Origin of the sequence: Streptomyces caelestis, assembly GCF_014205255.1 — a bacterium.
Classification (GTDB): Bacteria; Actinomycetota; Actinomycetes; order Streptomycetales; family Streptomycetaceae; genus Streptomyces; species Streptomyces caelestis.
Map to the genome: position 1 here is coordinate 3,401,978 of NZ_JACHNE010000001.1, position 24,673 is coordinate 3,426,650.

The following is a 24,673-nucleotide window of genomic DNA, read 5'->3' on the forward strand; positions in this document are numbered from 1 at the left end:
GTCGGCACAGAGCACCACCACCACGGGCCAACTGACGAGGGGACGGCCGCACATGACCTGGTTGATCACCGGCGGCGCCGGCTACATCGGAGCGCACGTCGTACGGGCGATGACCGCGGCGGGCGAACAGGCGGTGGTGTACGACGACCTGTCCACCGGTATCGCCGAGCGCGTGCCCGACGGAGTGCCGCTGGTGGTGGGCTCGACGCTGGACGGCGAGCGGCTCGCGCGCGCCCTCGCGGACCACTCGGTCACCGGTGTCGTCCACCTCGCGGCGAAGAAGCAGGTGGGCGAGTCGGTCGAGCAGCCGCTGCACTACTACCGGGAGAACGTCGAGGGCCTGCGGGTCCTGCTGGACGCCGTGACGGCGGCGCAGGTGCCGTCGTTCGTCTTCTCCTCCTCGGCGGCGGTGTACGGCATGCCGGACGTGGACCTGGTCACGGAGGAGACGCCCTGCGTGCCCATGTCGCCCTACGGCGAGACGAAGCTGGCCGGTGAGTGGCTGGTGCGCGCGACGGGCCGGGCGACCGGGCTGTCGACCGCGTCCCTGCGCTACTTCAACGTGGCCGGCGCGGCCGGCCCGGAACTCGCGGACGTCGGTGTCTTCAACCTCGTCCCGATGGTCTTCGAGAAGCTCACGGAGGACGCGCCCCCGCGCATCTTCGGCGACGACTACCCGACCCCGGACGGCACCTGCGTACGCGACTACATCCACGTCGTCGACCTGGCCGAGGCCCATGTCGCCGCGGCCCGGGTCCTGCGCTCCTCCCCCGGCCGCGACCTCACGCTCAACATCGGCCGGGGCGAGGGCGTCTCCGTCCGCGAGATGATCGACCGCATCAACACGGTCACCGGCTACGACCGGCCGCCCACGGTCACGCCGCGCCGCCCGGGCGACCCGGCCCGCGTCGTCGCCTCCGCCGAGCGCGCGGCCGCGGAGCTGGGCTGGAAGGCCCGGCACGACGTCCAGGACATGATCACCTCGGCGTGGGAGGGCTGGGTACGCCTGCACCCGGAGGCGGCGCGGGGCTGATCGGCGCCGGGCCGACGACAGGGGTCCACTCGCGGACCGAGCGCACCTCGACGCCGGGGGTGCGGTAGTAGGGGTCTTCGTGCAGGATCTCGTCCAGACGTGCCCGGTCGACCGTGAAGAGCAGGAGGGCGCCCGTGTCGTCGGCCCACGGGCCGGCGGCCGCCAGGTGTCCGCCGGCGTGCAGACGGGCGAGGGTCTCGCGGTGTGCGGGACGGGCGGCCAGGCGCTCCGGGGCAGGGGCGAAGGCGAGTTCCACGGCGAACACGGGGGGTCCTTTCCGGGCCGGTGTACGGGGTCGGCGGTGAGGTTACGCTCGGGGCGCCGGATGGTGCTGTATCACGCGATACAGACGGGAGTTGGTGTGGACGGGCACGGATGGCGGCGGCTGCGGGACGTACCGCTGTTCGCGCGGTTGCCGGACGCCGACATGGTCGCCCTGTGGAACGTGTCCGTACCGCGCCGCTACGCCGCCGGGGAGGTGCTGCGGATGCAGGGCGAGCCGGCCGATCATCTGCTCGTGCTGCTGAGCGGGAGCACGGCGGCGTCCGCGGCGACGGCGGGCGGGCGTGTGGTGCGGTTCGGCATGTGGAGGGGGCCGTGCGCGCTGGACAAGGTGGCGCTGCTCGACCGGGCGGGCCACACCGCGACGTTCACCGCGGTCGGGGCGTGCAGCGTGCGCGCCGTGCCGCGAGCGCGGTTCATGACGCTGCTCGACGACTCGGCGGCGGTCCGCGCGCATGTGCTGCGGCTGCTGGCCGCCCAGGCACGCGCCCAGCAGGACCGGCTGACGGTCACGATGACCCTGCCGTGCGAGGCACGCCTCGCGGCCTGGCTGCTGGAAGCGGCGGCCGACAGCGGGCCTCTGGTCTCCCTGCCCGGCTCCCAGCAGGGGCTCGCCGACCTGCTCGGTGTCACCCGCGTGACGGTGAACCGCGCGCTGTCCCGCCTCCGGGGTGACGGCCTGGTCCGTCCGGCACCGGACGGCCGGATCGAACTGCTCGCACCGGAGCTGCTCGCGCGGCGCGCCACCCGGCACGGCTGACGGGCACCTCCGGCCCTACAACGCCTTCAACGCCCCCGCCGTGGCCCGGGCCAGCGCCCCCAGATACCCCTTGGGCAGTTTCGGGCTGCGGATCACCACCGAGCGCCAGTAGAGCGGCCCGGAGATCAGGTCGAGGGCCAGGTCGTGGTCGAGACCCCGGCGGAGTTCGCCGCGGGCTTCCGCCGCCGTGACGATGCCGTTGGCGACACCGTCCTGGCCCTCGCGCAGGGCCTTCTGGAGGGCCTCGGCGATCTCGGGGTTGCGGGCCGCCTCGGCCTGGAGGTCGGGGATGATCTGCGAGGCGACGGGGTGGCGCAGGGCGCGGGACGTCACCTCGTACAGCAGCCTCAGGTCGCCCTCCAGCGAGCCGGTGTCCGGCGCGGGCAGGCCCTGCACGGCGAGCGCCGAGACGATGTCGAGGACCAGGTGCAGCTTCGATCGCCAGCGGCGGTACACCGCCGTCTTCCCGACCCCCGCCCGGCGCGCGATCCCCTCGATGGACATCCGCGCGTAGCCGACGGTCGCGAGCTCCTCGAAGACGGCCGCCCGGATGGCTTCCGTCACGTCCTCCCGCAATACGGCCGCCCCCGCGGGGGCCCGGCGGCGCCGGGGCTGCTGGGGCTCGTCGGGCTTCGTCGTCATGCCGACAGCATAGGGCGTCACGACGAAACGGTTGCGTTCCGACGTTCGGTCGACGTACGCTCCCGTTACGACGATACGGTCCCGTCCCGACGTAAGAGGCCGTGAAGAGTCCGGTAAGAAGAGCCTCATCCCCTCGCTCTTCACGCCCCCACAGATCCCACCCCCCGAACGAAAGCAGCGGATGTGAGCCAGGTCCTCCACACACCGCCCCAGGCACCGGCCCCGGCCGACGACGACCTCGCGGCCCTCGCCGCCCGCCACGGCCTCTCCGTCAGCGGCGCCCGCCCCTCCCTGCCCGAGTACGTCCGCCAGCTGTGGGCCCGCCGCCACTTCATCACCGCGTTCGCCACCGCCAAGCTCACCGCCCAGTACAGCCAGGCGAAGCTCGGCCAGGTCTGGCAGGTGATGACCCCGCTGCTGAACGCGGCGGTGTACTACTTCATCTTCGGCGTGCTGCTCGGCACCAAGCACGGCGTGCCGGACTACATCCCGTTCCTGGTCACGGGCGTGTTCATCTGGACGTTCACGCAGAGCTCGATCATGGCGGGCACCCGCGCCATCTCCGGCAACCTCGGCCTGGTGCGCGCCCTGCACTTCCCGCGGGCCGCGCTGCCCCTGTCGTTCTGCCTCCAGCAGCTCCAGCAGCTGATGTTCTCGATGGGCGCCCTGGTCGTCATCCTGCTCTGCTTCGGCGTGCCGGTCGGGGTGTCCTGGCTGCTGGCGCTGCCGGCGCTGTTTCTCCAGTTCACGTTCAACGCGGGCGTCTCCATGGTCATGGCGCGCATGGGCGCCAAGACCCCGGACGTCGCCCAGCTGATGCCGTTCGTGCTGCGCACCTGGATGTACGTCTCGGGTGTCATGTGGAGCATCGACAAGCTGGCACAGAAGGACAGCCTCCCGCACGTGGTCACGGTGGCCCTGGCGGCCAACCCGGCCGCCGTCTACATCGACCTGATGCGCTTCGCCCTGATCGACAGCTTCCACGCGAGCCAGCTCCCGCTCCACGTGTGGGCGCTCGCCGCCGGCTGGGCTCTGGTCGCCGGCGTCGGCGGCTTCATCTACTTCTGGAAGGCTGAGGAGACGTACGGCCGTGGCTGAGCACCTGAGCGAGAAGATCCCCACCGTCGTCGCCGACGGCGTCGACATCGTCTACCGCGTCAACGGCACCGGCGCCGGACGCGGCTCCGCGACCGCCGCCCTCAACCGCATGCTGCGCCGCAAGCAGACCGAGAAGGCGTCGGGCGTGCGCCGGGTGCACGCCGTGAAGAACGTGTCCTTCGTCGCGTACCGGGGCGAGGCGATCGGCCTGATCGGCACCAACGGCTCCGGCAAGTCGACCCTGCTGAAGGCCGTCGCCGGGCTGCTCCCCGTGGAGAACGGCCGTATCCACACCGACGGCCAGCCCTCCCTGCTCGGCGTCAACGCGGCCCTGATGAACGACCTGACCGGCGAGCGCAACGTGTACCTCGGCGGCCTGGCCATGGGCATGTCCCGCGAGCAGATCAAGGAGCGCTACCAGGACATCGTCGATTTCTCCGGCATCAACGAGAAGGGCGACTTCATCACGCTGCCGATGCGCACGTACTCCTCGGGCATGGCCGCGCGGCTGCGGTTCTCCATCGCCGCCGCCAAGGACCACGACGTGCTGCTGATCGACGAGGCGCTGGCCACCGGCGACCGCTCCTTCCAGAAGCGCTCCGAGGAGCGCATCCGCGAGCTGCGCAAGCACGCCGGAACGGTGTTCCTGGTCAGCCACAACAACAAGTCGATCCGCGACACCTGCGACCGCGTGCTGTGGCTGGAGCGCGGGGAACTGCGCATGGACGGGCCGACGGAGGACGTCCTCAAGGAGTACGAGGCGTTCACCGGCGACAGGTCCGCCAAGCCGAAGCCGAAGGAGCCGGTTCCGTCATGAGGCGTGCCCCAGTCGATCCTTTTGTCGCATTGATGGCACCATGAGCGAATAAGGTCCGCCTGCCGCGACGGGATGGAGGAGCCCTGTGATGCCCGAGCTCAGCGTCATCGTCCACGGGCCGAACGTTCAGGACCATCTGACCGAGCTCCTCGACTCCCTCGCCGCCCACCCCCTTCCGGACGCCGAGGTGATCGTGGCCGCGGTCGGCGACTGGGCCCGGGAGACGGCCGAGCGGCACACACCGGACGGGCAGGTCGTCCCACTGCCGGACGGTACGGGCGACGCCGCGGCCCGGGCGGCGGGGGCGGCGCGGGCCTCCGGCCGCTGGCTGCACTTCGTCCACGCCAAGGACGGACTGCCCGCCGGCGCCCTGCGCACGGTCGCCGAGCGGGTGGCCGAGCTGCCCGGCGAGGTGGACGTCCTGCTCCTGGACCACGTCCGCAGCACCTGGCACACCTCCGGCATGCCCTCCCGGGACGGCTCCCTGCTCGCCCGGGCGGGCCGTGCCGACGTCACCCTCGACGACTGCGCGCCCCTGCTGCGGCTGACCCCGCTGCTCGGCACCCGCGTGCTGCGCGCGGACTTCTGGCGGGCGCACGAACAGCGGCTCACCACCGACGACGAGCCGTACGCCGCCCTGGCCGCCCTGCTGCTCGCCGACCGCGTCGCCTGCCTGCCGCACGTCGCCTACGAGGACCGCAGGCTGCGCCCCGCGAGCCTGCCCCCGGTCACGCCCGAGCAGTGCTACGGCCTCGTCGAGCGCTACGAGTCGCTCCTCGACCTCACCCGGGACCGCCGCGCCGCCCACGCCGCGCTCTACGACGTCATGGTCCGCGACTGCCTGCGCACCTTCGCGCGCGGCGGCATGCCGGAGGAGGTCGCGCGGGAGTTCTTCGGGCGGGCGTCGCTGGCCGCCCTGCGCCGCCGCCCCGAGGGCTACCGGCGCCCGGCCGGTCTCGAAGGCGTCCGGCGCTCCCTGCTCGAGGAGGGCGCCTACGGCAGGTACCGGGCCTTCCAGGTCGTCAACCGCACCCGCCGCACCGCCAGGTCGGCCGTACGGACCCGGAAGCGGCAGGCCGGCGCCAAGCTCCGCGACCACCAGTACCGCAGGGCACTCGGCCGCCCGGTCAATCCCCACCTGGCGGTGTTCTCCGCGTACTGGAACCGCGGTGTCGCCTGCAACCCGGCCGCGATCGCCGCGAAGCTCGCCGAACTCGCCCCGCAGATCCACCCGGTGTGGGTGGTGACCGAGGAGAACGCGGCCCTGCTGCCGCCCGGCACCGACCACGTCGTGCCCGGCAGCCGCCGCTACTGGGAGGTGCTGGCGACCGCCAAGTACCTCGTCAACAACGTCAACTTCCCCAACGCTGTGGTCAAACGCCCCGACGCGATCCACCTCCAGACCCACCACGGCACGCCGCTGAAGCGCATGGGCATCGACCAGATGGCGTACCCGGCGGCCGCGCAGGGCCTGGACTTCCAGGCGCTGCTGGCGCGCATCGACAAGTGGGACTACAGCGTCTCCGCCAACAGCCACACCACGCGCATGTGGGAGCGCGCGTACCCGTCGCGCTACGTCTCCCTCGACCACGGCTATCCGCGCAACGACGTCTACTACACGGCCGGCGCCGCGGACATCCGCCAGGTCCGCGACAGGCTCGGCATCGCGCCGGGCCGCCGGGCCGTCCTCTACGCGCCCACCCACCGCGACTACGAGGCCGGCTGGACTCCGCGCCTGGACCTCGCCGCCCTCGCCGACCGCCTCGGCGATGACACGGTCCTGCTCGTCCGCGGCCACTACTTCTACGGCGGCGCGGCCTCCCCCCTCACCAACCTGCGCCGCACGGGCCGGATCATCGACGTCTCCTCCTACGACCCGGTGGAGGAGCTGTGCCTGGCGGCGGACGCCCTGGTCACGGACTACTCCTCGATCATGTTCGACTACGCCAACCTCGACCGCCCGATCGTCATCCACGCCGACGACTGGGAGACGTACCGCACGACCCGCGGCGTCTACTTCGACCTGATGGCCGAGGCCCCGGGCCCCATCGCCCGCACCCAGCAGGAGCTGACGGAGATCCTCGCCACCGAGGCCTGGCGCGACGAGGGCGCGACGAAGTCCCGGGCCGTCTTCCGGCGCCGGTTCTGCGAGTACGACGACGGACGTGCCGCCGAACGCGTCGTCCGCCGGGTCTTCCTCGGTCAGGACGAACGCGACCTGCCGCCGGTGCTGCCGATCGAGGAACGCACCCCGGCCCCGACCCCGCAGGAGGCGACCGCATGAGGACCCCCGACGTCACCGTGACGGTCATCGTCTACAACGACGCCGAACGCCTCACCCGCGCGGTCGACTCGGTCCGCCGGCAGACCCACGCGAACGTGGAGATCGTCATCAGCGACGACCACTCGACGGACGAGACGCCGGATGTGGCACGGCGTCTTGCGGCCGAGGATCCCCGCGTCCGCCATCTCCGCCTGGAGCGGAACAGCGGTGGTTGCAGCGTTCCGCGCAACCGTGCCCTGGAGACCGCCCGGGCGCCGTACCTGATGTTCCTGGACAGCGACGACGAACTCCCCGACGACGCCGTCGAACTGCTGCTCGCCGCGCACCGCGAACGTGAGATCGACTTCGCGATGGGCGCGGTGCAGCGCGTCCGGGTCGACAACGGCCGCCGCTCGACGTGGATGCCCCACCTGGTCGCCGAGCGCCGCACCCTCGGCGGCATCGAGGCCGACCCGCGTCTGCTCTTCGAGCACCTCGCCACCAGCAAGATGTACGCCCGCGCCTTCCTCGACCGGCACGGCCTGCGCTTCCCCGAGGGCATCCACTACGAGGACCAGCTGTTCTCGGCTCAGGCGTACTGCCTGGCCAAGTCCTTCACGATCATCCCGGAGCCGGTCTACCGGTGGTACGTGGCCCCGTTCGCCGCCTCCGAGGCCGCGTCGATCTCCAACCAGCGGCACAAGCTGACCAACGTCCGCGACCGCGTCCACGTCCAGCACCTCATCGACGCGTTCCTGGCGGAGAGCGGGCACGAGTCGCTGCGGGAGGACAAGGACCACAAGTTCCTCAAGCACGACTTCCGGATGTACGCCGGTGACCTGCCCTACCGGGACGAGGAGTGGCTGTCCTCCTTCGCGGACATCGTCACGCCGTACCTGGACACGCTCACCCCGGGCGCGTTCGCCCGCCTCCCCCGCGCCGAACGAGTCGTCATCCAGCTGATCCGCGACCACCGCCTGCCGGAGGCCAGGCTGGCGGCACGGGGCCTCGGTCACGGAGTGGCCCCGAGGCAGGTGACGACGGACGAACAGGGCCGCACCTACTGGGGCGACCACATCCCATCCTCGGACCGGTCCCGTCGCGAACTGGACATCTCGGACCTGGAACTGGAAACGCGCCCCTTCCCGAGCGCCCAGTTCCGCCACGAGATCACGGAGATCACCCGGGGCCCGGGCGCCTCAGTCGACCTCTCCATCCGCACGTACGACCCGGCCCTGCGCCTCCCGGTCGGCCCTCACCGCGCTACTCTCCTCATCGCCCCGGGCCGGCGCCGCCTCCGTGTCCCGTTCCGCCTCTCCCCCGTCCGCCCCGGCACCTTCGAGGGCCACGCCCACCTGGACCTGGCAGCGGCCCCCCTCCCTTTCCAGGGCTTCGCCGGAGTCCGCCACCCGTTGGTCCGACTGGAACACCAGGGCTTGTCCCACACGGGCCTCCTCCTGGCCCCGCTGACCTTCCCGTCGTTGACGACCCAGGTGCCGTCCCACCGCCTGACGGTAGAACCGGAGGGCCACGGCCCGGGCCGCTTGCAGGTCCGCTGGGAACCGGTGGGCGTGACGGCGAGGGTGGTACGCCCCGTGGTGCGACGGGTGGCCCGACCGAGGGTGAAGAGGGCAGCGCGCTTGCTGGCAAGCGCGCTGAAGTAAGCCCGCCCAGCTGCGGGCAGTCGTGCCGCCGGGGCGGCACGGGTGGGCATGGGGGGTACCCCCCGCTCGAGCGAAGCCGAAAGCTTGGGGGAGGCACCCCGCCACGCCGGGCCGCGGACCCACCCGACCTCACAGCGTCGTACCGCTCATCGCACCACGGCGTAGAGCACCTGCCCCCGAGGCCCCCGGGCCACCTCCCGCAACTCCGCACCACGCCCGGCGGCACCGCCCGTATCCACGACCCACCGCACCCCGTACTCCCGAAGAATCTCCCCCCGCTCCCGCCCCGACGTCCCCTCCGCGAAGTACCTCCGCACAACCCCCTCCCGCCGCCCCTCATCCGGCAGGAAGAAGTCGGGATACCCAGGCGCCACGGTGTACGCCCCATACGCCGGGATCTGCCGAGCCGGCCGCCCCGCCCGGGCCATCACCACATCCCCGTACTTCACCCAGGGCGTCATCCAGTGGTACCCCTCCCACGGCCGCCGGTACTTCTCCGCGACGGCCTCCGGCAGATCCCCTCGCTTCACCACGTAGCCGACCGTCCCCACCTGCGTCCAAGCCCCCACGACCAACGCCGCCCCCAACGCACACGCCCACCCCACCCGAGCCCACCGCAGCCCGGCCTCCCCCACCTCCACCGCCACCGCCACCTGCGCCGGAATCAACGCCGCCGGAAACGCCCGCCCCCACGACCAGTGCCCGCTCAGCCCGCCCACCGCCACCACGACCACCCCCAGCACGAAGAACAGCACCAGCGGATCCCACCGGTCCCGCCACCACCGCACGCCCAGCGCCATCACCCCGAGCAGCACCAGCCAGTACCGCCCGAGCAGGTCCTCGTACAGGGGTCGGTGCACCGACTCCAGGTCACCCTCGGCCCCCGACAGCGCGAAGAAGTCGTAGTACGGCCACAGCAGCAGGACGGCCAGCCCCAGCACCAGCCCGCCGCCCAGCCGGATCCACACCACCCGCCCCGGCCGCGCGGCGACCACCGTCGCGACCGCCCCCAGCGTGGCCACGAAACCCGAGAACTGATGGCACAGCAGGATCACCGCCCACAGCGCCCCCAGCCCGAGCCACACGCCCCACCCCGCGTCACCGTGCCCGTCACCGTCACCGCGCACCGCCCGCCCGAGCCAAGCCCACAAGTGGAACGCGAGCCCCAGCGCGAACACGCTCGGATACGACACCGTCAGCGCGAGCGAGTTGAGCCCGTAGAAGCCGCTCCAGTTGAACAGGACCGTCCCCCACAGGAACAGCAGGCTCAGCACGGCCAGTGCGGGCGCGGCACGATGGCCGCTCAGCGTCCGTACGTACCGCCACACCCCCGACAGCAGCAGCGCGAGCCCCGCCAGCGCCCCCAGTCGCAGCACCACGAAGACCGACAGACCGCTCACCCGGGCGACACAGCCGAGCACCAGCATCCAGGGCGAGTAGTACGGACTCGGCGTGTCCGCGTCGACGAGCGGATTGCCCGGGTCGACGAGATCGTGCCGCAGCCGCTGGACGGTCGCGGCGTGCATGCCGAGATCCCCGGCCCACGGCAGCCGGACGATCACGAGGACCAGCAGCAGGACGACCACCGCGGCGGCCGCCTGCGCGGTGAGGACGGCCGGTCTAGGTGCGGCGCGCATCGTGCTGGAACACCCAGGTGCGGTAGACGAGGAAGCGGAAGGCGGAGGCCAGCACGATGGAGGCCGCCTTGACCGCGTTGGACTCCAAGGGGCCGGCAAGGCCGAGCCCGTGGTATCCGGCGTAGAACAGCCCGCTTTCCATGACCACGCCGACTCCGCTGAAGCCGAAGAACAGCGCGATCTGGCGCCGGGTCCGGGACGCCCTGTCCCGGTAGGTGAAATACCGGAACCCGAGGTAGTTGGTGCCCATGGCGACGAGGCTGGCCAGCACGGTCGCCGGCATGGCGGCCCGGTGCAACCCGTGCAGGAGCACGTTGAACACCAGGAAGTTCACCGCGACGCCGCTCCCGCCGACCAGCGCGAAGTTCACCACTTCGACGACGACGCGCTTCACCGGCGGAGTGGGAGCGGCCGCTCGCTCAACGGAGAGATTCACTGTCACGCCCCAAGCCTTAGCCGGAAACCGTAAGTCCTCCACTCGAATCGCTCTAAGGCACGCCAAGAAGAAAGCGCCCCGGGCCGAGATCGGCCCGGGGCGCCCATACCGCCGTACTCCTGGTGCTGAGACCAGTCCTACGAATGCGTCCGCAGCAGTGTCCGCATCGTCCGCATCGCGACCGACAGGTTCGCGAGGTCGAACGCCTCGGAACTCTGGATCTCCTCCAGTGTGGTGCGGGCCCGGCCGAGGATCGCCGCGTTCTTCTGCTCCCAGGCCTTGTAACGCTGCTCGGGCGTCGAGTCGCCGTCGCCCACCGCCAGGACGTCGGCGGTCAGCGCCGCGTGCGCCGCGTACAGGTCCTCGCGGATCGCCGCGCGGGCCATGGACTGCCAGCGGTCGGCGCGGGGCAGCTCGATGATGCGGTCCATGAGCTGGGTGATCCGCAGCCGGTCGGCGAGGTCGTAGTAGACCTCGGCGACGTCCAGCGGCTCCCGGCCCATGCGGTCGGCGACCGAGACGATGTCGAGCGTCGGGAAGGCGGAGGAGAACCCGGCCACGCGGGTGGCGAGTTCGTCCGGGACGCCGGCGCCCGTCAGCTCGTCGTGGATCTTCTGGTACCACTCCAGGTCCGCGCCGCGCAGCAGCTTCGGCAGCTGCCCCCAGACCTGCTCGACCCGGTCGGCGAAGAAGTCGACGGTCTCGGCGAGCTGGAGCGGCTGCGGCCGGTTGTTGAGCAGCCAGCGCGTGCCGCGCTCCACGAGACGGCGCGAGTGCAGCCGGATGCGGGTCTGGACGTCGGCCTCGGCCTTGTTGTCGAGCGCCTCGACCCCGTCCCACACCGGCGACTGGCGGAAGATCACCCGGGCCGCGGTCTGCGCCCGCACGATTTCCTCCAGCGACGCGCCGGTCTCCTCGCGCAGGCGGTGCAGATACGTCGTACCACCCGTGTTGACCGTGTCGTTGACCAGGACCGTCGTGGTGATCTCGCGGCGCAGCGGGTGCCCGTCGAGACGGTCCGGGAACTGCTCGCGCAGCTCGGTCGGGAAGTAGCAGTGCAGCAGGCCCCGCAGGTACGGGTCGTCGGGCAGCGAGGTGTGGAGCAGTTCCTCGGCGACCGTGATCTTCGTGTACGCCAGCAGGACGGCCGTCTCCGGGCTGGTCAGGCCCTGCCCCTGGGCGAGCCGCTCGCGGATCTGCCGGTCGGTGGGCAGGAACTCCAGTGCGCGGTCGAGGTGGCCCTCCCTGACCAGGTGCTTCATGAAGCGCTGCTGGGCGTGGAGCATGTCCTTGGACTGGGCGAGGGCATTGGCGATCGCCGTGTTCTGCGCGTAGTTGTTGCGCAGCACCAGGTGGCCGACCTCGTCGGTCATCTCGGCGAGCAGCTTGTTGCGCTGCTTGACGGTCATGTCGCCGTCCGTGACCAGGCCGTTGAGCAGGATCTTGATGTTCACCTCGTGGTCGGAGGTGTCCACGCCCGCGCTGTTGTCGATGGCGTCGGTGTTGATCCGGCCGCCGTGCAGCGCGAACTCGATCCGGCCGAGCTGGGTCAGGCCCAGGTTGCCGCCCTCGCCGACGACCTTGACGCGCAGGTCCTTGCCGTCGACGCGGATGGCGTCGTTGGCCTTGTCGCCGACGTCCGCGTTGGACTCGGCGGAGGACTTGACGTACGTACCGATGCCGCCGTTCCACAGCAGGTCCACCGGCGCCTGGAGGATCGCCTTCATCAGGTCGGCCGGGGTCAGCTTGGTGACCCTGGCCTCGATGCCGAGGGCCTCGCGGATGTGCGCGTTGACCGGGATCGCCTTGGCCGTACGCGGGAAGATACCGCCGCCGGCCGACAGCAGCTCCTTGTCGTACTCCTCCCAGCTGGAACGCGGCAGTTCGAACAGGCGGCGGCGCTCGGCGTAGGAGGTGGCGGCGTCCGGGTTCGGGTCGATGAAGATGTGCCGGTGGTCGAAGGCGGCCACCAGGCGGATGTGCTCGGAGAGCAGCATGCCGTTGCCGAACACGTCACCGGACATGTCGCCGATGCCGACGACCGTGAAGTCCTCGGTCTGGGTGTCCACGCCCAGCTCCCGGAAGTGCCGCTTGACGGACTCCCAGGCGCCGCGGGCGGTGATGCCCATGCCCTTGTGGTCGTAGCCGGCCGAGCCGCCGGAGGCGAAGGCGTCACCGAGCCAGAAGTTGTACTGCTCGGCGACCCCGTTGGCGATGTCGGAGAAGGTCGCGGTGCCCTTGTCGGCGGCGACGACGAGGTAGGTGTCGTCCTCGTCGTGCCGGACGACGTCCGCCGGGGGCACGACCTCGCCGGCCACCATGTTGTCGGTGATGTCGAGCAGCGCGGAGATGAACGTCTTGTAGCTGGCGATGCCCTCGGCCATCCACGCGTCGCGGTCGACGCTCGGGTCGGGCAGCTGCTTGGCGACGAAGCCGCCCTTGGCGCCGACCGGCACGATGACGGTGTTCTTCACCATCTGCGCCTTGACCAGGCCGAGGATCTCGGTACGGAAGTCCTCACGGCGGTCGGACCAGCGCAGGCCGCCGCGCGCGACCTTGCCGAAGCGCAGGTGCACACCCTCGACGCGCGGCGAGTACACCCAGATCTCGAACGCCGGCCGGGGTGCCGGCAGGTCGGGGATGGCCTGCGGGTCGAACTTCATGGAGACGTACTCGTGCGGCTTGCCGCCCGCCGCCTCCTGGAAGAAGTTGGTCCGCAGCGTCGCCTTGATGACCGTGAGGAAGGACCGCAGGATCCGGTCCTCGTCGAGGCTCGCGACCTGGTCGAGGGCCGCGTCGACCTCCTCCAGCAGCGCGTCCACGATCTCGTGTCCCGCGCGCTGCCGGTCCGGCGACATCCGCGCCTCGAACAGGGAGACGAGCAGGCGGGTGGTGTGGACGTTGTTGCGGAGGGTGTCCTCCATGTAGTCCTGGCTGAACGTGGACGCCGCCTGGCGCAGGTACTTCGCGTACGCCCGCAGCACCATCGCCTGGCGCCAGTTCAGCCCGGCGCTCAGCACCAGGGCGTTGAACCCGTCGTTCTCCGCCTTGCCGGTCCAGGTGGCGGCGAAGGCGTCCTGGAACCGCTCGCGGGCGTCGTCGCCGAGGTAGTCCCCGCCGTTGCGGGAGCGGGGCATGCGCAGGCCGAAGTCGTAGATCCAGGCCACGCTCCGGTCCGAGCAGCGCAGCTCGTACGGCCGCTCGTCGACGACCTCGACGCCGAGCCGGTTGAGGACCGGCAGCACCGCCGACAGGGAGATGGCGTCGCCCGTGCGGTAGATCTTGAAGCGGCGCTCCTCGGGGGCGGCGCCGACCGGCTCGTAGAGGCTGAGCGCGAAGTCCTGACCCTCCTCCTCGCTCAGTTGTTCGAGATGGACGAGATCGGCGACCGCGGCGCGCGGGTTGTGGTCGGCCTTGTAGCCCTCGGGGAAGGCGTGCGCGTACCGGCGCATCAGTTCCGCCGCGTGCTCCTCGCCGAGCTCGGCGTTGAGCGCCTCGGAGAAGGCGTCCTCCCAGGAGCGGGCGGCCTCCACCAGCCGAGCCTCGATGCGCTCCTTGTCGGCGTCGGACAGCTCGGGCAGCTCGGTGCCCTGCGGGACCCGGACCACGAAGTGCAGCCGGGACAGGATCGACTCGGTGTTCCAGGCCGTGAAGTCGACGCTGATGCCGCCCAGTTCCTCCTTCAGGATCTCGATGATCCGCAGGCGGACGGCCGTGGTGTAGCGGTCGCGCGGGAGGTAGACGAGGGCCGAGTAGTAGCGCCCGTACTCGTCCTGACGCAGATAGAGACGCAGCCGCCTGCGCTCCTGGAGGTAGAGGACGGAGGTGACGATGGAGCGCAGCTCGTCGACCGGGGTCTGGAACAGCTCGTCGCGCGGGTACGTCTCCAGGATCTGGAGCAGGTCACGCCCGTCGTGGCTGTTCGGCGAGAACCCGGCCTGTTCGAGGACCTCCTCGACCTTGCGCCGGATGACCGGGACGCGCCGCACGGACTCGGTGTAGGCGGCGGAGGAGAACAGCCCGAGGAACCGCCGCTCGCCGATGACGTTGCCCTCGGCGTCGAACTTCTTCACGCCGATGTAGTCCAGGTACGACGGCCGGTGCACGGTCGACCGGCTGTTCGCCTTGGTCAGGACGAGCAGCTTGTGCTCGCGCGCCTTGGCCCGGGCGTCGGCGGGCAGCCGCTCGAAGGACGGGCTGACCGGGTGGCTCTCCTGGTCGGAGTGGTGCGGGTCGGCGCGCAGGATGCCGAGGCCGGTGCCGGGCACGGCGGCCAGCGAGTCGTCCCCGCGCAGCTCGTACTCGCGGTATCCGAGGAAGGTGAAGTGGTCGTCGGCCAGCCAGCGCAGCAGCTCGCGGGCCTCCTCGACCTGAGGTCCGGGCAGGTCACCGGGGATGGGCTCGTCCGGCAGCCCCTCCGCCAGCCGGATCGCCGCCTCCCGCATCTTGCCCCAGTCCTCGACGGCCTCACGGGCGTCGGACAGCACCCGCAGCAGGTCGGCGGTGATCTGCTTCAGATCGGCCCGGTCGGTCTCCCGGTCGATCTCGACATGGATCCAGGACTCGACGTGCGCGTCGTGCGGAAGGTCGCCGAGGCCGGTCGCGGGCTTGGGTAGCACCTCGATGAGCTTGCCGGTGACATCGCGCCGCACGACGAACTGCGGGTGGATGACGACGTGGATGCCGCGCCCCTGCCGCGTCAGCTCGTTGGTGACGGAGTCGACGAGGAAGGGCATGTCGTCGGTGACGACTTCCACCACGGAGTGGCTGCACGTCCACCCGTTCTCTTCGACCGTGGGAGTGTGCACCCGCACGTTGGCCGTGCCCTGGGGGCGGTTTTCGGCCAGCCGGTAGTGCGAGACGGCGGCTCCGAAGACGTCGACCGGGTCGCGGTCGGTGAGGTCCTCCGGGGCCGTGTGCAGGTAGTAACGCTGGAGGAACGAGAGCAGGGACTCGCGATCCGGGGCCTTCTGGGCGTCTGGGGTCTCCTCGCCCGTCGACCCGGTCGGTAGGTGCCCCCCGACCGGGCTGTTCTCAGCAACCCGGGCGGCCCTCTCGAGCAACTCGGCCTTGGCTTCGTCCAGCTTGGTCTGCATTGTCCTCTGGCTCCTGTCGCGCGCCGTTGCGTGACGTAGAAGGAAGTACGGCCTCTGCGCTTACGACGTCACGTCGTGACACGGGGTATCCGGTCTCTTCCGACGCTATGCCGCAAGGTGAGATGAGCGGGGGTGTCTGAGCCAATCTTGAGCTGCCCCACGGGTGTGAGGCTGCTCTCCGCGACGCCTCAGTCCGGGTGACGCTCGGCGTCCCGGGGGTCCTCGAAGCCCCGTCCCGCCCGCGAAGACCAGCGACCGCCGCCCGGTCACGGATGTAGTCCGTGCTCTCCGGGCGCAGGGCAGGGACGACGACGTCCCCGCGAACTATCGCGCTGATCACGCCACCAAGGCTATCGCTCCTTACAGGGGGCCCGTCATGAGCCGTATGTGTACAAAACCAGGCCTGGAAGTTTGACGTTCTGCACAGTAAGCGCATCCAACCGCGGGCACTGTCCGCTCAGCCGCGGGCAATCGTTCCGCTGAGGGCGGCACGGATGGGCGGTGGGGGTACCCCCTGCCCCAAGCGAAGCCGAGAGCTTGGGAGGAGGCACCCCGTCACGCCGGGTTGCGCACCCACTCCGCCCCAGCACCAACACCGAGCACCCCGCTACGCCGCCAACCGCTCCGCCTCTTCCACGGCCTCCTCCAGCGTGTCCACAACAGGCACCCCTACCGCCTCCAGGCTCGCCCGGCTGTGCGACCCGCCGGTATACAGCACCGCCCGCGCCCCCACATGTCGCGCAGCCACCGCATCATCCGCCGCATCCCCGATCACCACGGTCCGCTCGGGATCCACCCGCAGCGATCCCAGATGCCGCACCATGTGCTCGGCCTTGCTCCCCCCCGACGGCCCCGTCCGCCCGTCCACCCGTATGAAGTGCGGCTCGATCCCGAACCCCCGCACCAACGGCACAAGCTCCTCATGCACGTACATGCTCAGAATCGACTGACTACGCCCTGCCGACCGCCACCCCGCCAACAGCTCCGCGGCCCCCACCGTCAGCGCACAGGTCCCCCGGTGCTCCGCGTAGTACCGATGGAAGATGTCGTCCATGACCTCCCACTCGGCCTCCGACGGCAGCCGCCCGATCAGCCGCTCGTAGAACTTCGGCACCGGCACGCAGTACAGCTCCCGGTACTTCTCCAGCGTCAGCGGCTCCAGCCCCAGCTCGGCGAACGCCGCGTTCGTCGCCCCGATGATCGCGTCGATGTCATGGAACAGCGTCCCGTTCCAGTCCCAGACAATGTGCGCGCCCGTCTGCTTCCCCATGCCCCAAAACGTACCCGCCCCCACTGACAATCAAGAGAACGGCGACTCAACGCGCCCCCCTGAATGCCGAGAGCACCCGCCCCGGCCCGCTCAGTCCCCGCGGTCCCCGCGCCCCACCAGGTTCGGAATCTCCTGCGTGGCGAACCACAGCAGCTCGTGGTCCTCCGCCCCGTCCACGACGAACTGCGCGTCGTCGTCCCCACCGTCCGCCGCCGGCAGCGCCTCGGCCGCCGCCGTCACATCCGCCTCCGCATCCGCCGCGTCGAGATGCACGGACGCCGCCTTGGCCAGCCCGACGGCACCGGCGACCCGCACCTCCCCCAGCGCCGCCGGGTCGAGCCCCCGGTCGGGATCCGCGCTCGCGGCCCGGTCGGGCACGTCCACGGCCACCACGACCCGCCGCCGCGGCGCCTCCGGCTCGGCCGCCAGCAGCCGCAGCGAGGCCAGCGCGGCCCTGCTCAGCGCCGCGTACTCCAGCTCCTCGATGTCGTCGGAGAGGTACCACTCCCGCAGCCCGGGCGTCACGGCGTACGCGACGAACGGCCCGGCTCCCAGCTCACCCGTCTTGTACGCCTCGGCGAGACCGGGGAGGGTCAGGGGCACGTAGACACGCATGGCTGGCCGCTTCTTTCGTGGTCGTTTCATGGTCGGAGGGCTCCGGAGGGCCTTCAGGATACGTGCGGCGCGTCCCCTTTCGAGTTCCGTCCCGTGACGCCGGACGCGGCAACTCCAGGCCAGGCATTCACCCGGCGCATCCCCGCCCTGACTGGCTCCGTGCCCTCCACACCACCCGGATAGGTGAACATTCCGGCGCCCGCAACCCGAGGTCCGCTTCCTTGCCCCTGCCCCCTTCGGCCGCGTACAAGATCACCAACCCGAAGTTACTCTCCGGTATCCACCGGGCCCACGAAACGGGGACCCTCATGAACAAGGTCATGACCAGGGCACAACAGCGACCGACCACCCGCCCACCAGCCCGCCGCGACCCACGCCGCCCGGGCGCCGGCGCCAACCCCCGCACACCCGGCACCACGCCACCACGCACCGCCGCGCCCCCCACTCCCCGCACCCCGGGCAGCGCCGTTCCGCCACGCACCCCCGGCGGCACCTCCTCACGCACCCCCGGGGGCCCCACTCCCCGCACCCCCGGCGGCACCTCCTCACGCACCCCCGGGGGCCCCACTTCCCGCATCCCCGGCGGCACCGCCCCGCCCCGCACCCCCGGCGGAGGCCCCGCCCGTACTCCGGCAGCCGACGGCCGCCCTCCGGGCTCCGCCCGCACCGCGAGGCCCCGCACCCGCCCCACGGACACCCGCCCACCGACCCCCTCAGCCGCCCCCACAGCACCCCGCAGGACGACGCGAAGCACCGCCCCGGCCCTCCGGGACACCACACCTCGCGCCCCCGCCCAGAACGCCCACCGACCGGTTCCGGTCCCTCACCCGCTCCCCACCGACCTCTTCGCCGACCTCCTCCTCGCCGTCCTCAGCGGTCACCGCCCCGTCCACTCGATGCTCCGCCACACCCGGGGCCGTGCCTACGACGAACTGGCCTGGCTCGCCGAACGCGGTCCCCTGCGCACCCGCGGCGCCCGCCCCGTCGTCCGGGACATCGGCTACTACGAGCCCCGCCCGGGCGCCATCGAGGCCTTCGCCCGCATCGGCGCCGGGGACCGACTGCGCGCCATGGCCTTCCGCCTGGAACTCGGCCAGGACCTCCGCTGGCGCTGCACGGCGGTGGAACTCGGCGGCCCCCGCCCACCCCGCGCAGAGGCCGACTGAGCCATATCGCCCGAGGCCGTCGAGCGGCCGTCCCACCAAACCGAAGGGCCGGACACCCTCAGGTGCCCGGCCCTTCAGCCGCTACGGTGCCTCAGCGACCGTCACTTCTTACGACGCCCCCGGCTGCGCGCCTGCTTGCGGCGCTCCGCGCGCGTGAGGCCGTCGGCCTCGGAACGCACCGGCTCGTCGTCGGTGGCGAAGTCACCCTCGATGGTGCCGCCCTCACCGTCGACCGTCGGAGCCGAGAAGTGGAGGTTGCGCCGCTGCGGGGCGTCGAGCCCCTTGGCGCGGATCTCCGGGCGGGCACCGGCCTGCGCCGGCACCGCGTCGTGCTTCTCCAGGTCGGCCACCGGCTTGGTGTCCTCGACCGGAACCTCCTCGACCTGCTGCTCGACCTGGACCTCCAGGTTGAACAGGTAGCCGACGGACTCCTCCTTGATGCCGTCCATCATGGCCTGGAACATGTCGAAGCCCTCACGCTGGTACTCGACCAGCGGGTCCTTCTGCGCCATGGCGCGCAGGCCGATGCCCTCCTGGAGGTAGTCCATCTCGTAGAGGTGCTCGCGCCACTTGCGGTCGAGGACCGACAGCACGACCCGGCGCTCCAGCTCACGCATGATCTCGGAGCCGAGCTGCGCCTCGCGCGCCTCGTACTGCTCGTGGATGTCGTCCTTGATGGAGTCACCGATGAACTCGGCGGTCAGCCCGGCCCGGTCACCGGCCGCCTCCTCCAGCTCCTCGATGGTGACGTTGCACGGGTAGAGCTGCTTGAAGGCGCCCCACAGCCGGTCGAGGTCCCAGTCCTCGGGGAAGCCCTCGGCGGTCTCGGCCTGGACGTAGGCGTCGATCGTGTCGCCCATGAAGTGCTGGATCTGCTCGTGCAGGTCCTCGCCCTCCAGGACGCGGCGCCGCTCGCCGTAGATGACCTCACGCTGGCGGTTGAGGACCTCGTCGTACTTCAGGACGTTCTTACGGGTCTCGAAGTTCTGCTGCTCGACCTGCGACTGGGCGGAGGCGATCGCGCGCGTGACCATCTTGTTCTCGATCGGCACGTCGTCCGGCACGTTCGCCATCGACATCACGCGCTCGACCATCTGGGCCTTGAACAGCCGCATCAGGTCGTCGCCGAGGGAGAGGTAGAAGCGGGACTCGCCGGGGTCGCCCTGACGGCCGGAACGACCACGCAGCTGGTTGTCGATCCGCCGCGACTCGTGCCGCTCGGTGCCCAGCACGTAGAGGCCGCCGAGCCTCTCGACCTCTTCCTTCTCGGCCTGGACGGCCTTCTCGGCCCGCTTGAGCGCCTCGGGCAGGGCGTGCGCCCACTCCTCGATGTGCTCCTCGGGGTCGAGGCCGCGCTGGCGCAGCTCCGCCTCGGCGAGGTCCTCGGGATTGCCGCCGAGCTTGATGTCCGTACCACGGCCGGCCATGTTCGTGGCCACCGTGACGGCGCCCTTGCGGCCGGCCTGGGCGACGATCTGCGCCTCACGGTCGTGCTGCTTGGCGTTCAGCACCTCGTGCTGGATGCCGCGCTTGCTGAGCTGCTGCGAGAGGTACTCGGACTTCTCGACCGAGGTGGTGCCGACGAGGATCGGCTGGCCCTTGCGGTGCTTCTCCTCGATGTCGTCGACGACCGCCTCGAACTTGGCGACCTCGGTCCGGTAGATCAGGTCCGACTGGTCCTGGCGGACCATCGGCCGGTTGGTCGGGATCGGCACCACGCCGAGCTTGTAGATCTGGTGGAACTCGGCGGCCTCGGTCATCGCCGTACCGGTCATGCCGCACAGACCGGGCATTTCCTTGCCGTTGTGGTCGTGGCGCTTGTAGAGGCGGAAGAAGTTCTGGAGCGTGATCGTGGCGAGCGTCTGGTTCTCGTCCTTGATCGGCACCCCTTCCTTCGCCTCGATCGCCTGGTGCATGCCCTCGTTGTAACGGCGGCCCGCGAGGATACGTCCGGTGTGCTCGTCGACGATCATGACCTCGTCGTCGATGATGACGTAGTCCTTGTCCTTCTTGAAGAGCTCCTTGGCCTTGATGGCGTTGTTCAGGTAGCCCACCAGCGGGGTGTTCACCGACTCGTAGAGGTTATCGATGCCCAGCCAGTCCTCGACCTTGGCGACACCCGACTCGTGGATGGCGACGGTGCGCTTCTTCTCGTCGACGTCGTAGTCGCCGGTCTCCTCGATGCCCTTGAGCGGCTGGCCCGCCTCGCCGCGCTTGAGGCGCTTGACCAGCTTGGCGAAGTCGCCGTACCACTTGGTGGCCTGGTCGGCCGGGCCGGAGATGATCAGCGGCGTACGGGCCTCGTCGATGAGGATGGAGTCGACCTCGTCGACGATGGCGAAGTTGTGGCCGCGCTGGACGAGCTCGTCCTTGGACCACGCCATGTTGTCGCGCAGGTAGTCGAAGCCGAACTCGTTGTTCGTGCCGTACGTGATGTCGCAGGCGTACTGCTCGCGGCGCTGAGCCGGCGTCATGTTGGCGAGGATGCAGCCGACCTCGAGCCCCAGGAAGCGGTGGACACGGCCCATCATCTCGGAGTCGCGCTCGGCCAGGTAGTCGTTCACCGTGATGATGTGGACGCCCCCGCCGGACAGCGCGTTCAGATACGCCGGCAGCGTGCCGACGAGGGTCTTGCCCTCACCGGTCTTCATCTCGGCGACGTATCCCATGTGCAGGGCGGCGCCGCCCATCATCTGCACGTCGTAGTGCCGCTGGCCCAGGACGCGCTTGGCGGCCTCACGGACGGTGGCGAACGCCTCGGGCAGCAGGTCGTCGAGCGTCTCACCGTCCGCGTAGCGCTGCTTGTACTCATCGGTGAGGGCCCGCAGCTCAGCGTCGGAGAGGTCGACGAAGTCCTCTTCGATGGAGTTGACCTGGTCCGCGATGCGGTGCAGCTTGCGCAGGATCTTGCCTTCGCCTGCACGCATGATCTTGGAGAGGACGGACACGGGGGTTGGTCTCCTTGCCGGTCGGGCCTGGGACGGTCGGTTACCACTTGACTTACTGAGCAACGGCCATCGTATGCGAGGACCCCACCGCGCCGGGAGGGCCTGCCGTGACGGCGACCGTCCGCTGCTTCATTTCGTTTTCACTCTGCTTCAAAGGGGACAACGTCCGGGCCCCTCGGATGGTGCCGCACCCCCCACCCGAATTAGGCGAAGCGTGACCAGACCCTCACCCAGAGCAAACACATGGCGGTTTCGAGGGCTTCCGCCCACAATCGGCCGATGGACCCCGTCACGCTCACCACGGAGCGCCTCCTGCTGCGCACGGTCGGCCCTCAGAACACCGACGCGGTGTACGACGCCTGTCAGGACCCCGACATCCGGCGCTGGACCACGATCCCTTCGCCCTACCTCCGCGAGAACGCCGAGGCCTTCACGGAACAGTTGGTCCCCGATGGCTGGGCGGACGGATCCATGTACACCTTCGGCGTCTTCCTCCACTCCGGAGAACTCGCCGGCATGCTCGGCATCACCATGCGCGCCCTGGGCATGGGCGAGATCGGCTTCTGGGCCGCCAAACAGCACCGCGCCAACGGCTACATCGCGGAAGCCGTCCTCACCGCCTGCCGCTGGGCCTTCGTCCACGCCGCGATCGACCGCATCGAATGGCGCGCCGAGGTGGGCAACCACGCCTCCCGCGCGGTAGCGCAGCGAGCCGGCTTCACGATCGAGGGCACGCTGCGCGCCGCGACCACCAACAAGGGCGTGCGCCGCGACACCTGGATCGGCTCCCTGCTCCCCTCGGACATGGGCCTCCCGTCGACGGCCCCGTACTTGCCGACGCGCGCGTAGCTGTGACCCCACCCCACCCCAGCCCCAACGCACAGCACCTCGCCCCCAACCCCGCAGCTCACGCCACCTCTGTCAGTCCCACCCCCTATCGTGCAAAACCATGACCACCCCGCGCCCCGCAACCGAGCTCTCCGCAGACGAGGCCCGCCGCCTGGCACTCCGCGCCCAGGGGTTCCTCGGCGCCCCACCCCGCCGCTCCGGCGTCCGCGACATCCTCCGCCACCTGGGCGCGATACAGCTCGACACCATCTCGGTCCTGGCCCGCTCCCACGAACTCGTCCCGTACGCCCGCCTGGGCGCGGTAGGCCGAAAGACGGTGGAGAACGCGTACTGGAAGGACACCCACGCCTTCGAGTACTGGTCCCACGCGGCCTGCATCCTCCCCATCGAGGAATGGCCCCACTTCGCCTTCCGCCGCCGCGCCTACCGCAACCGCCCGCACTGGAACCACGAGCTCCCGGACGGCGCCTACGACGAGGTCATCAAGCAGCTCCGCGACGAAGGCCCCCTCACGGCCACGGAGTTGGGCGGCGCGAAGAAGACGAACGACTGGTGGGACTGGTCCGGCTCGAAGGTCGCCGTCGAACGCGCCCTGATGTACGGCGAGGTGGTCTGCGTGGAGCGCCGCGGCTGGAAGCGCGTGTACGACCTCGCCGAGCGCGCCATCCCGGACGCCCTGCTGCACGACGAGCTGGACGACACCGAGTGCCTGCGCCGCCTGGTCCGCCTGGCGGGCCAGTCCCTCGGCGTCGGCACCCGCGCGGACATCGCCGACTACCACCGCCTCAAGGGCGAGCAGGTCGACGCGGTGATCGCCGACTCAGGTCTGGTCCCGGTCACGGTCGAGGGCTGGGGCAAGCCCGCCTGGGCCGATCCCGCGGCCCTGGAGACACCCCCGCGCGGCCGCCACCGCACCACGCTGCTCTCGCCCTTCGACTCCCTGATCTGGGAAAGGGCGCGCACGGAGCGGATCTTCGGTTTCACCCATCGCCTGGAGGCGTACGTCCCCAAGCAGAAGCGGGTGCACGGCTATTTCGCGATGCCGGTCCTGGCCGGCGGCCGGCTCGTCGGCCGCGTGGACCCGGCCCGCGAGGGCCGCACGCTGGTGGCCAAGCAGGTCACGCTCGACGGCGCGAAGGCCGTACCGGCCGTGGCCCAGGCCCTGGTCGAGGCGGCGACCTGGGTGGACTGCACGGACGTACGCGTGGACCGGGTCGACGCACCGGACCTGCGCGAGCCCCTCGTCAAGGAACTCGCCCGCGTCCTCGTCTGAGCCCTACGGGATCACAAGGTCAGCGGATCACGGGATCAGCGGATCTCGAGGATCTTCTCCCGCATCGCGTACACCACCGCTTCCATCCTGGAGTGCAGCTGAAGCTTCTCCAGGATGTTGCGGACGTGGTTCTTCACGGTGTTCTCGGAGATGAACAACTCCTTGGCGATATCCCGGTTGTTCATCCCCGTCGCGACGAGTTTGAGGACTTCCAGTTCGCGGTCCGTCAGCCGCGGCGCCGGCACCAGCCGGCGCTCGTCCGTGCGCTGGATCATCGACTTGAACTCGGTGAGCAGCTTCGACGCCATGGACGGGCTGATCTGCGACTGGCCGTCGGCCACCGCGCGAATGGCGGTGGCCACCTCGTCCGTCGAGATCTCCTTGAGGAGATACCCGGTCGCGCCCGCCTTGATGGCGTCGTAGAGATCGGCTTCCTCGTCGCTGATCGTCAGCATGATGATCTTGGCACTGGGGGCGACCTCCTTGATGGAGGTGCATGCCTCGATCCCGCCCCGCTTGGGCATCCGCACATCCATCAGGACGATGTCGGGCAGCAGGTCGGCGGCCTTCTCGACGGCCTCGGCGCCGTCGCCCGCCTCCCCGACGACCTGGATGTCCTCCTCGGCCGCGAGCACGATCTCCAGGCCCCGGCGGAACAGGGCGTGGTCGTCGACCACAAGGACTCTGATCGGTTCCTTGCGTGGAGAGTCCGTGTCCGGGCCCATGCCGACAACGCCGTCGTCGGCATCCTCGTCACGCATCGGTCCGAAGCTGTCCGCCATCGTTCCTCCCCCTGAAGGCTGTGGCCTGTCGTCCTGAGCCAT

At 70.5% G+C, this 24,673-nt stretch carries 18 protein-coding genes; 9 read left to right on the plus strand and 9 right to left on the minus strand.

All coding sequences use genetic code 11. From position 1 onward, the window contains the following. Positions 1–52: 52 nt before the first annotated feature. Positions 53–1,033, plus strand: a complete 981-nt coding sequence (galE, locus tag HDA41_RS15355; protein WP_184984343.1) for a UDP-glucose 4-epimerase GalE — start codon at positions 53–55, stop codon at positions 1,031–1,033. On the opposite strand, the gene HDA41_RS15360 is transcribed toward galE, so the two are convergent. Continuing rightward, positions 978–1,298: a YciI family protein gene (locus HDA41_RS15360; protein WP_184984345.1), complete on the minus strand. Its 321-nt coding sequence runs from the start codon at positions 1,296–1,298 to the stop codon at positions 978–980. The two genes, galE and HDA41_RS15360, sit on opposite strands and share 56 nt — an antisense overlap. Positions 1,299–1,394: 96 nt before the next feature. Between HDA41_RS15360 and HDA41_RS15365 the strand changes: the two genes are divergently transcribed. Next, positions 1,395–2,075: a Crp/Fnr family transcriptional regulator gene (locus tag HDA41_RS15365; protein WP_230299361.1), complete on the plus strand. Its 681-nt coding sequence runs from the start codon at positions 1,395–1,397 to the stop codon at positions 2,073–2,075. A gap of 15 nt (positions 2,076–2,090) precedes the next feature. On the opposite strand, the gene HDA41_RS15370 is transcribed toward HDA41_RS15365, so the two are convergent. Further along, positions 2,091–2,717, minus strand: a complete 627-nt coding sequence (locus tag HDA41_RS15370; RefSeq protein WP_184984350.1) for a TetR/AcrR family transcriptional regulator — start codon at positions 2,715–2,717, stop codon at positions 2,091–2,093. Between the two features lie 183 nt (positions 2,718–2,900). Here HDA41_RS15370 and HDA41_RS15375 point away from each other — a divergent pair, with 183 nt between their 5' ends. From HDA41_RS15375 to HDA41_RS15390, 4 genes are all read left to right on the plus strand, one after another. Continuing rightward, on the plus strand, positions 2,901–3,815 hold the full coding sequence (locus tag HDA41_RS15375; protein WP_184984352.1) for an ABC transporter permease: 915 nt from the start codon (positions 2,901–2,903) through the stop codon (positions 3,813–3,815). After that, complete coding sequence (locus tag HDA41_RS15380) at positions 3,808–4,632, plus strand: ABC transporter ATP-binding protein (RefSeq protein WP_184984354.1); 825 nt, start codon at positions 3,808–3,810, stop codon at positions 4,630–4,632. The genes HDA41_RS15375 and HDA41_RS15380 overlap by 8 nt, the downstream gene beginning before the upstream one ends. Before the next feature lie 88 nt (positions 4,633–4,720). Then, positions 4,721–6,916, plus strand: a complete 2,196-nt coding sequence (locus tag HDA41_RS15385) for a CDP-glycerol glycerophosphotransferase family protein (protein WP_184984356.1) — start codon at positions 4,721–4,723, stop codon at positions 6,914–6,916. Beyond that, positions 6,913–8,559 carry a glycosyltransferase family 2 protein gene (locus tag HDA41_RS15390; protein ID WP_184984358.1) on the plus strand — a complete coding sequence of 549 codons (1,647 nt, stop codon included), beginning with the start codon at positions 6,913–6,915 and terminating at the stop codon, positions 8,557–8,559. Before HDA41_RS15385 ends, HDA41_RS15390 begins: the two co-directional genes overlap by 4 nt. A 146-nt stretch (positions 8,560–8,705) precedes the next feature. Here the strand turns inward: HDA41_RS15390 and HDA41_RS15395 are convergent, their stop codons facing one another. The 5 genes from HDA41_RS15395 to HDA41_RS15415 form a co-directional block, all read right to left on the minus strand. Beyond that, positions 8,706–10,196 (minus strand): hypothetical protein, encoded by a 1,491-nt coding sequence (locus tag HDA41_RS15395; RefSeq protein ID WP_184984360.1) that lies wholly within the window; start codon positions 10,194–10,196, stop codon positions 8,706–8,708. Continuing rightward, positions 10,180–10,638, minus strand: a complete 459-nt coding sequence (locus tag HDA41_RS15400) for a GtrA family protein (RefSeq protein ID WP_311772144.1) — start codon at positions 10,636–10,638, stop codon at positions 10,180–10,182. Before HDA41_RS15400 ends, HDA41_RS15395 begins: the two co-directional genes overlap by 17 nt. 131 nt (positions 10,639–10,769) lie before the next feature. Then, on the minus strand, positions 10,770–15,728 hold the full coding sequence (locus HDA41_RS15405; protein WP_184984362.1) for an NAD-glutamate dehydrogenase: 4,959 nt from the start codon (positions 15,726–15,728) through the stop codon (positions 10,770–10,772). Positions 15,729–16,335: 607 nt separating this feature from the next. Further along, the gene (locus tag HDA41_RS15410) at positions 16,336–16,998 is read right to left on the minus strand and encodes an HAD family hydrolase (RefSeq protein ID WP_184984363.1); all 663 of its coding nucleotides are present in this window, start codon (positions 16,996–16,998) and stop codon (positions 16,336–16,338) included. Positions 16,999–17,088: 90 nt separating this feature from the next. After that, positions 17,089–17,613 (minus strand): DUF6912 family protein, encoded by a 525-nt coding sequence (locus tag HDA41_RS15415; RefSeq protein WP_184984365.1) that lies wholly within the window; start codon positions 17,611–17,613, stop codon positions 17,089–17,091. Between the two features lie 320 nt (positions 17,614–17,933). On the opposite strand from HDA41_RS15415, the gene HDA41_RS15420 reads away from it, so the two are divergent. Beyond that, positions 17,934–18,779 carry an Rv3235 family protein gene (locus HDA41_RS15420; RefSeq protein ID WP_260423557.1) on the plus strand — a complete coding sequence of 282 codons (846 nt, stop codon included), beginning with the start codon at positions 17,934–17,936 and terminating at the stop codon, positions 18,777–18,779. A 101-nt stretch (positions 18,780–18,880) separates the two neighbouring features. On the opposite strand, the gene secA is transcribed toward HDA41_RS15420, so the two are convergent. Beyond that, positions 18,881–21,727, minus strand: coding sequence for a preprotein translocase subunit SecA (gene secA / locus HDA41_RS15425; RefSeq protein WP_184984367.1), 2,847 nt, complete (start codon positions 21,725–21,727; stop codon positions 18,881–18,883). A gap of 279 nt (positions 21,728–22,006) precedes the next feature. Between secA and HDA41_RS15430 the strand changes: the two genes are divergently transcribed. Both HDA41_RS15430 and HDA41_RS15435 read left to right on the plus strand, forming a co-directional pair. Beyond that, entirely contained in the window at positions 22,007–22,576 is a 570-nt protein-coding gene (locus HDA41_RS15430) for a GNAT family N-acetyltransferase (RefSeq protein WP_184984369.1), read from the plus strand. Positions 22,577–22,676: 100 nt separating this feature from the next. Further along, positions 22,677–23,849 carry a winged helix-turn-helix domain-containing protein gene (locus tag HDA41_RS15435; RefSeq protein WP_184984371.1) on the plus strand — a complete coding sequence of 391 codons (1,173 nt, stop codon included), beginning with the start codon at positions 22,677–22,679 and terminating at the stop codon, positions 23,847–23,849. Between the two features lie 35 nt (positions 23,850–23,884). On the opposite strand, the gene HDA41_RS15440 is transcribed toward HDA41_RS15435, so the two are convergent. Next, positions 23,885–24,631 carry a response regulator gene (locus HDA41_RS15440; protein WP_086605819.1) on the minus strand — a complete coding sequence of 249 codons (747 nt, stop codon included), beginning with the start codon at positions 24,629–24,631 and terminating at the stop codon, positions 23,885–23,887. Positions 24,632–24,673: the final 42 nt, after the last annotated feature.

Excerpts from the sequence above, each read along its gene's own strand:
- HDA41_RS15385 (WP_184984356.1), top strand. The coding sequence starts at position 4,721 with ATGCCCGAGCTCAGCGTCATCGTCCACGGGCCGAACGTTCAGGACCAT.
- HDA41_RS15390 (WP_184984358.1), top strand. The coding sequence starts at position 6,913 with ATGAGGACCCCCGACGTCACCGTGACGGTCATCGTCTACAACGACGCC.
- HDA41_RS15405 (WP_184984362.1), bottom strand. The coding sequence starts at position 15,728 with ATGCAGACCAAGCTGGACGAAGCCAAGGCCGAGTTGCTCGAGAGGGCC.
- HDA41_RS15435 (WP_184984371.1), top strand. The coding sequence starts at position 22,677 with ATGACCACCCCGCGCCCCGCAACCGAGCTCTCCGCAGACGAGGCCCGC.
- HDA41_RS15440 (WP_086605819.1), bottom strand. The coding sequence starts at position 24,631 with ATGGCGGACAGCTTCGGACCGATGCGTGACGAGGATGCCGACGACGGC.
- HDA41_RS15395 (WP_184984360.1), bottom strand. The coding sequence starts at position 10,196 with ATGCGCGCCGCACCTAGACCGGCCGTCCTCACCGCGCAGGCGGCCGCC.
- HDA41_RS15370 (WP_184984350.1), bottom strand. The coding sequence starts at position 2,717 with ATGACGACGAAGCCCGACGAGCCCCAGCAGCCCCGGCGCCGCCGGGCC.
- galE (WP_184984343.1), top strand. The coding sequence starts at position 53 with ATGACCTGGTTGATCACCGGCGGCGCCGGCTACATCGGAGCGCACGTC.
- HDA41_RS15420 (WP_260423557.1), top strand. The coding sequence starts at position 17,934 with ATGACCAGGGCACAACAGCGACCGACCACCCGCCCACCAGCCCGCCGC.
- HDA41_RS15415 (WP_184984365.1), bottom strand. The coding sequence starts at position 17,613 with ATGCGTGTCTACGTGCCCCTGACCCTCCCCGGTCTCGCCGAGGCGTAC.
- HDA41_RS15410 (WP_184984363.1), bottom strand. The coding sequence starts at position 16,998 with ATGGGGAAGCAGACGGGCGCGCACATTGTCTGGGACTGGAACGGGACG.
- HDA41_RS15430 (WP_184984369.1), top strand. The coding sequence starts at position 22,007 with ATGGACCCCGTCACGCTCACCACGGAGCGCCTCCTGCTGCGCACGGTC.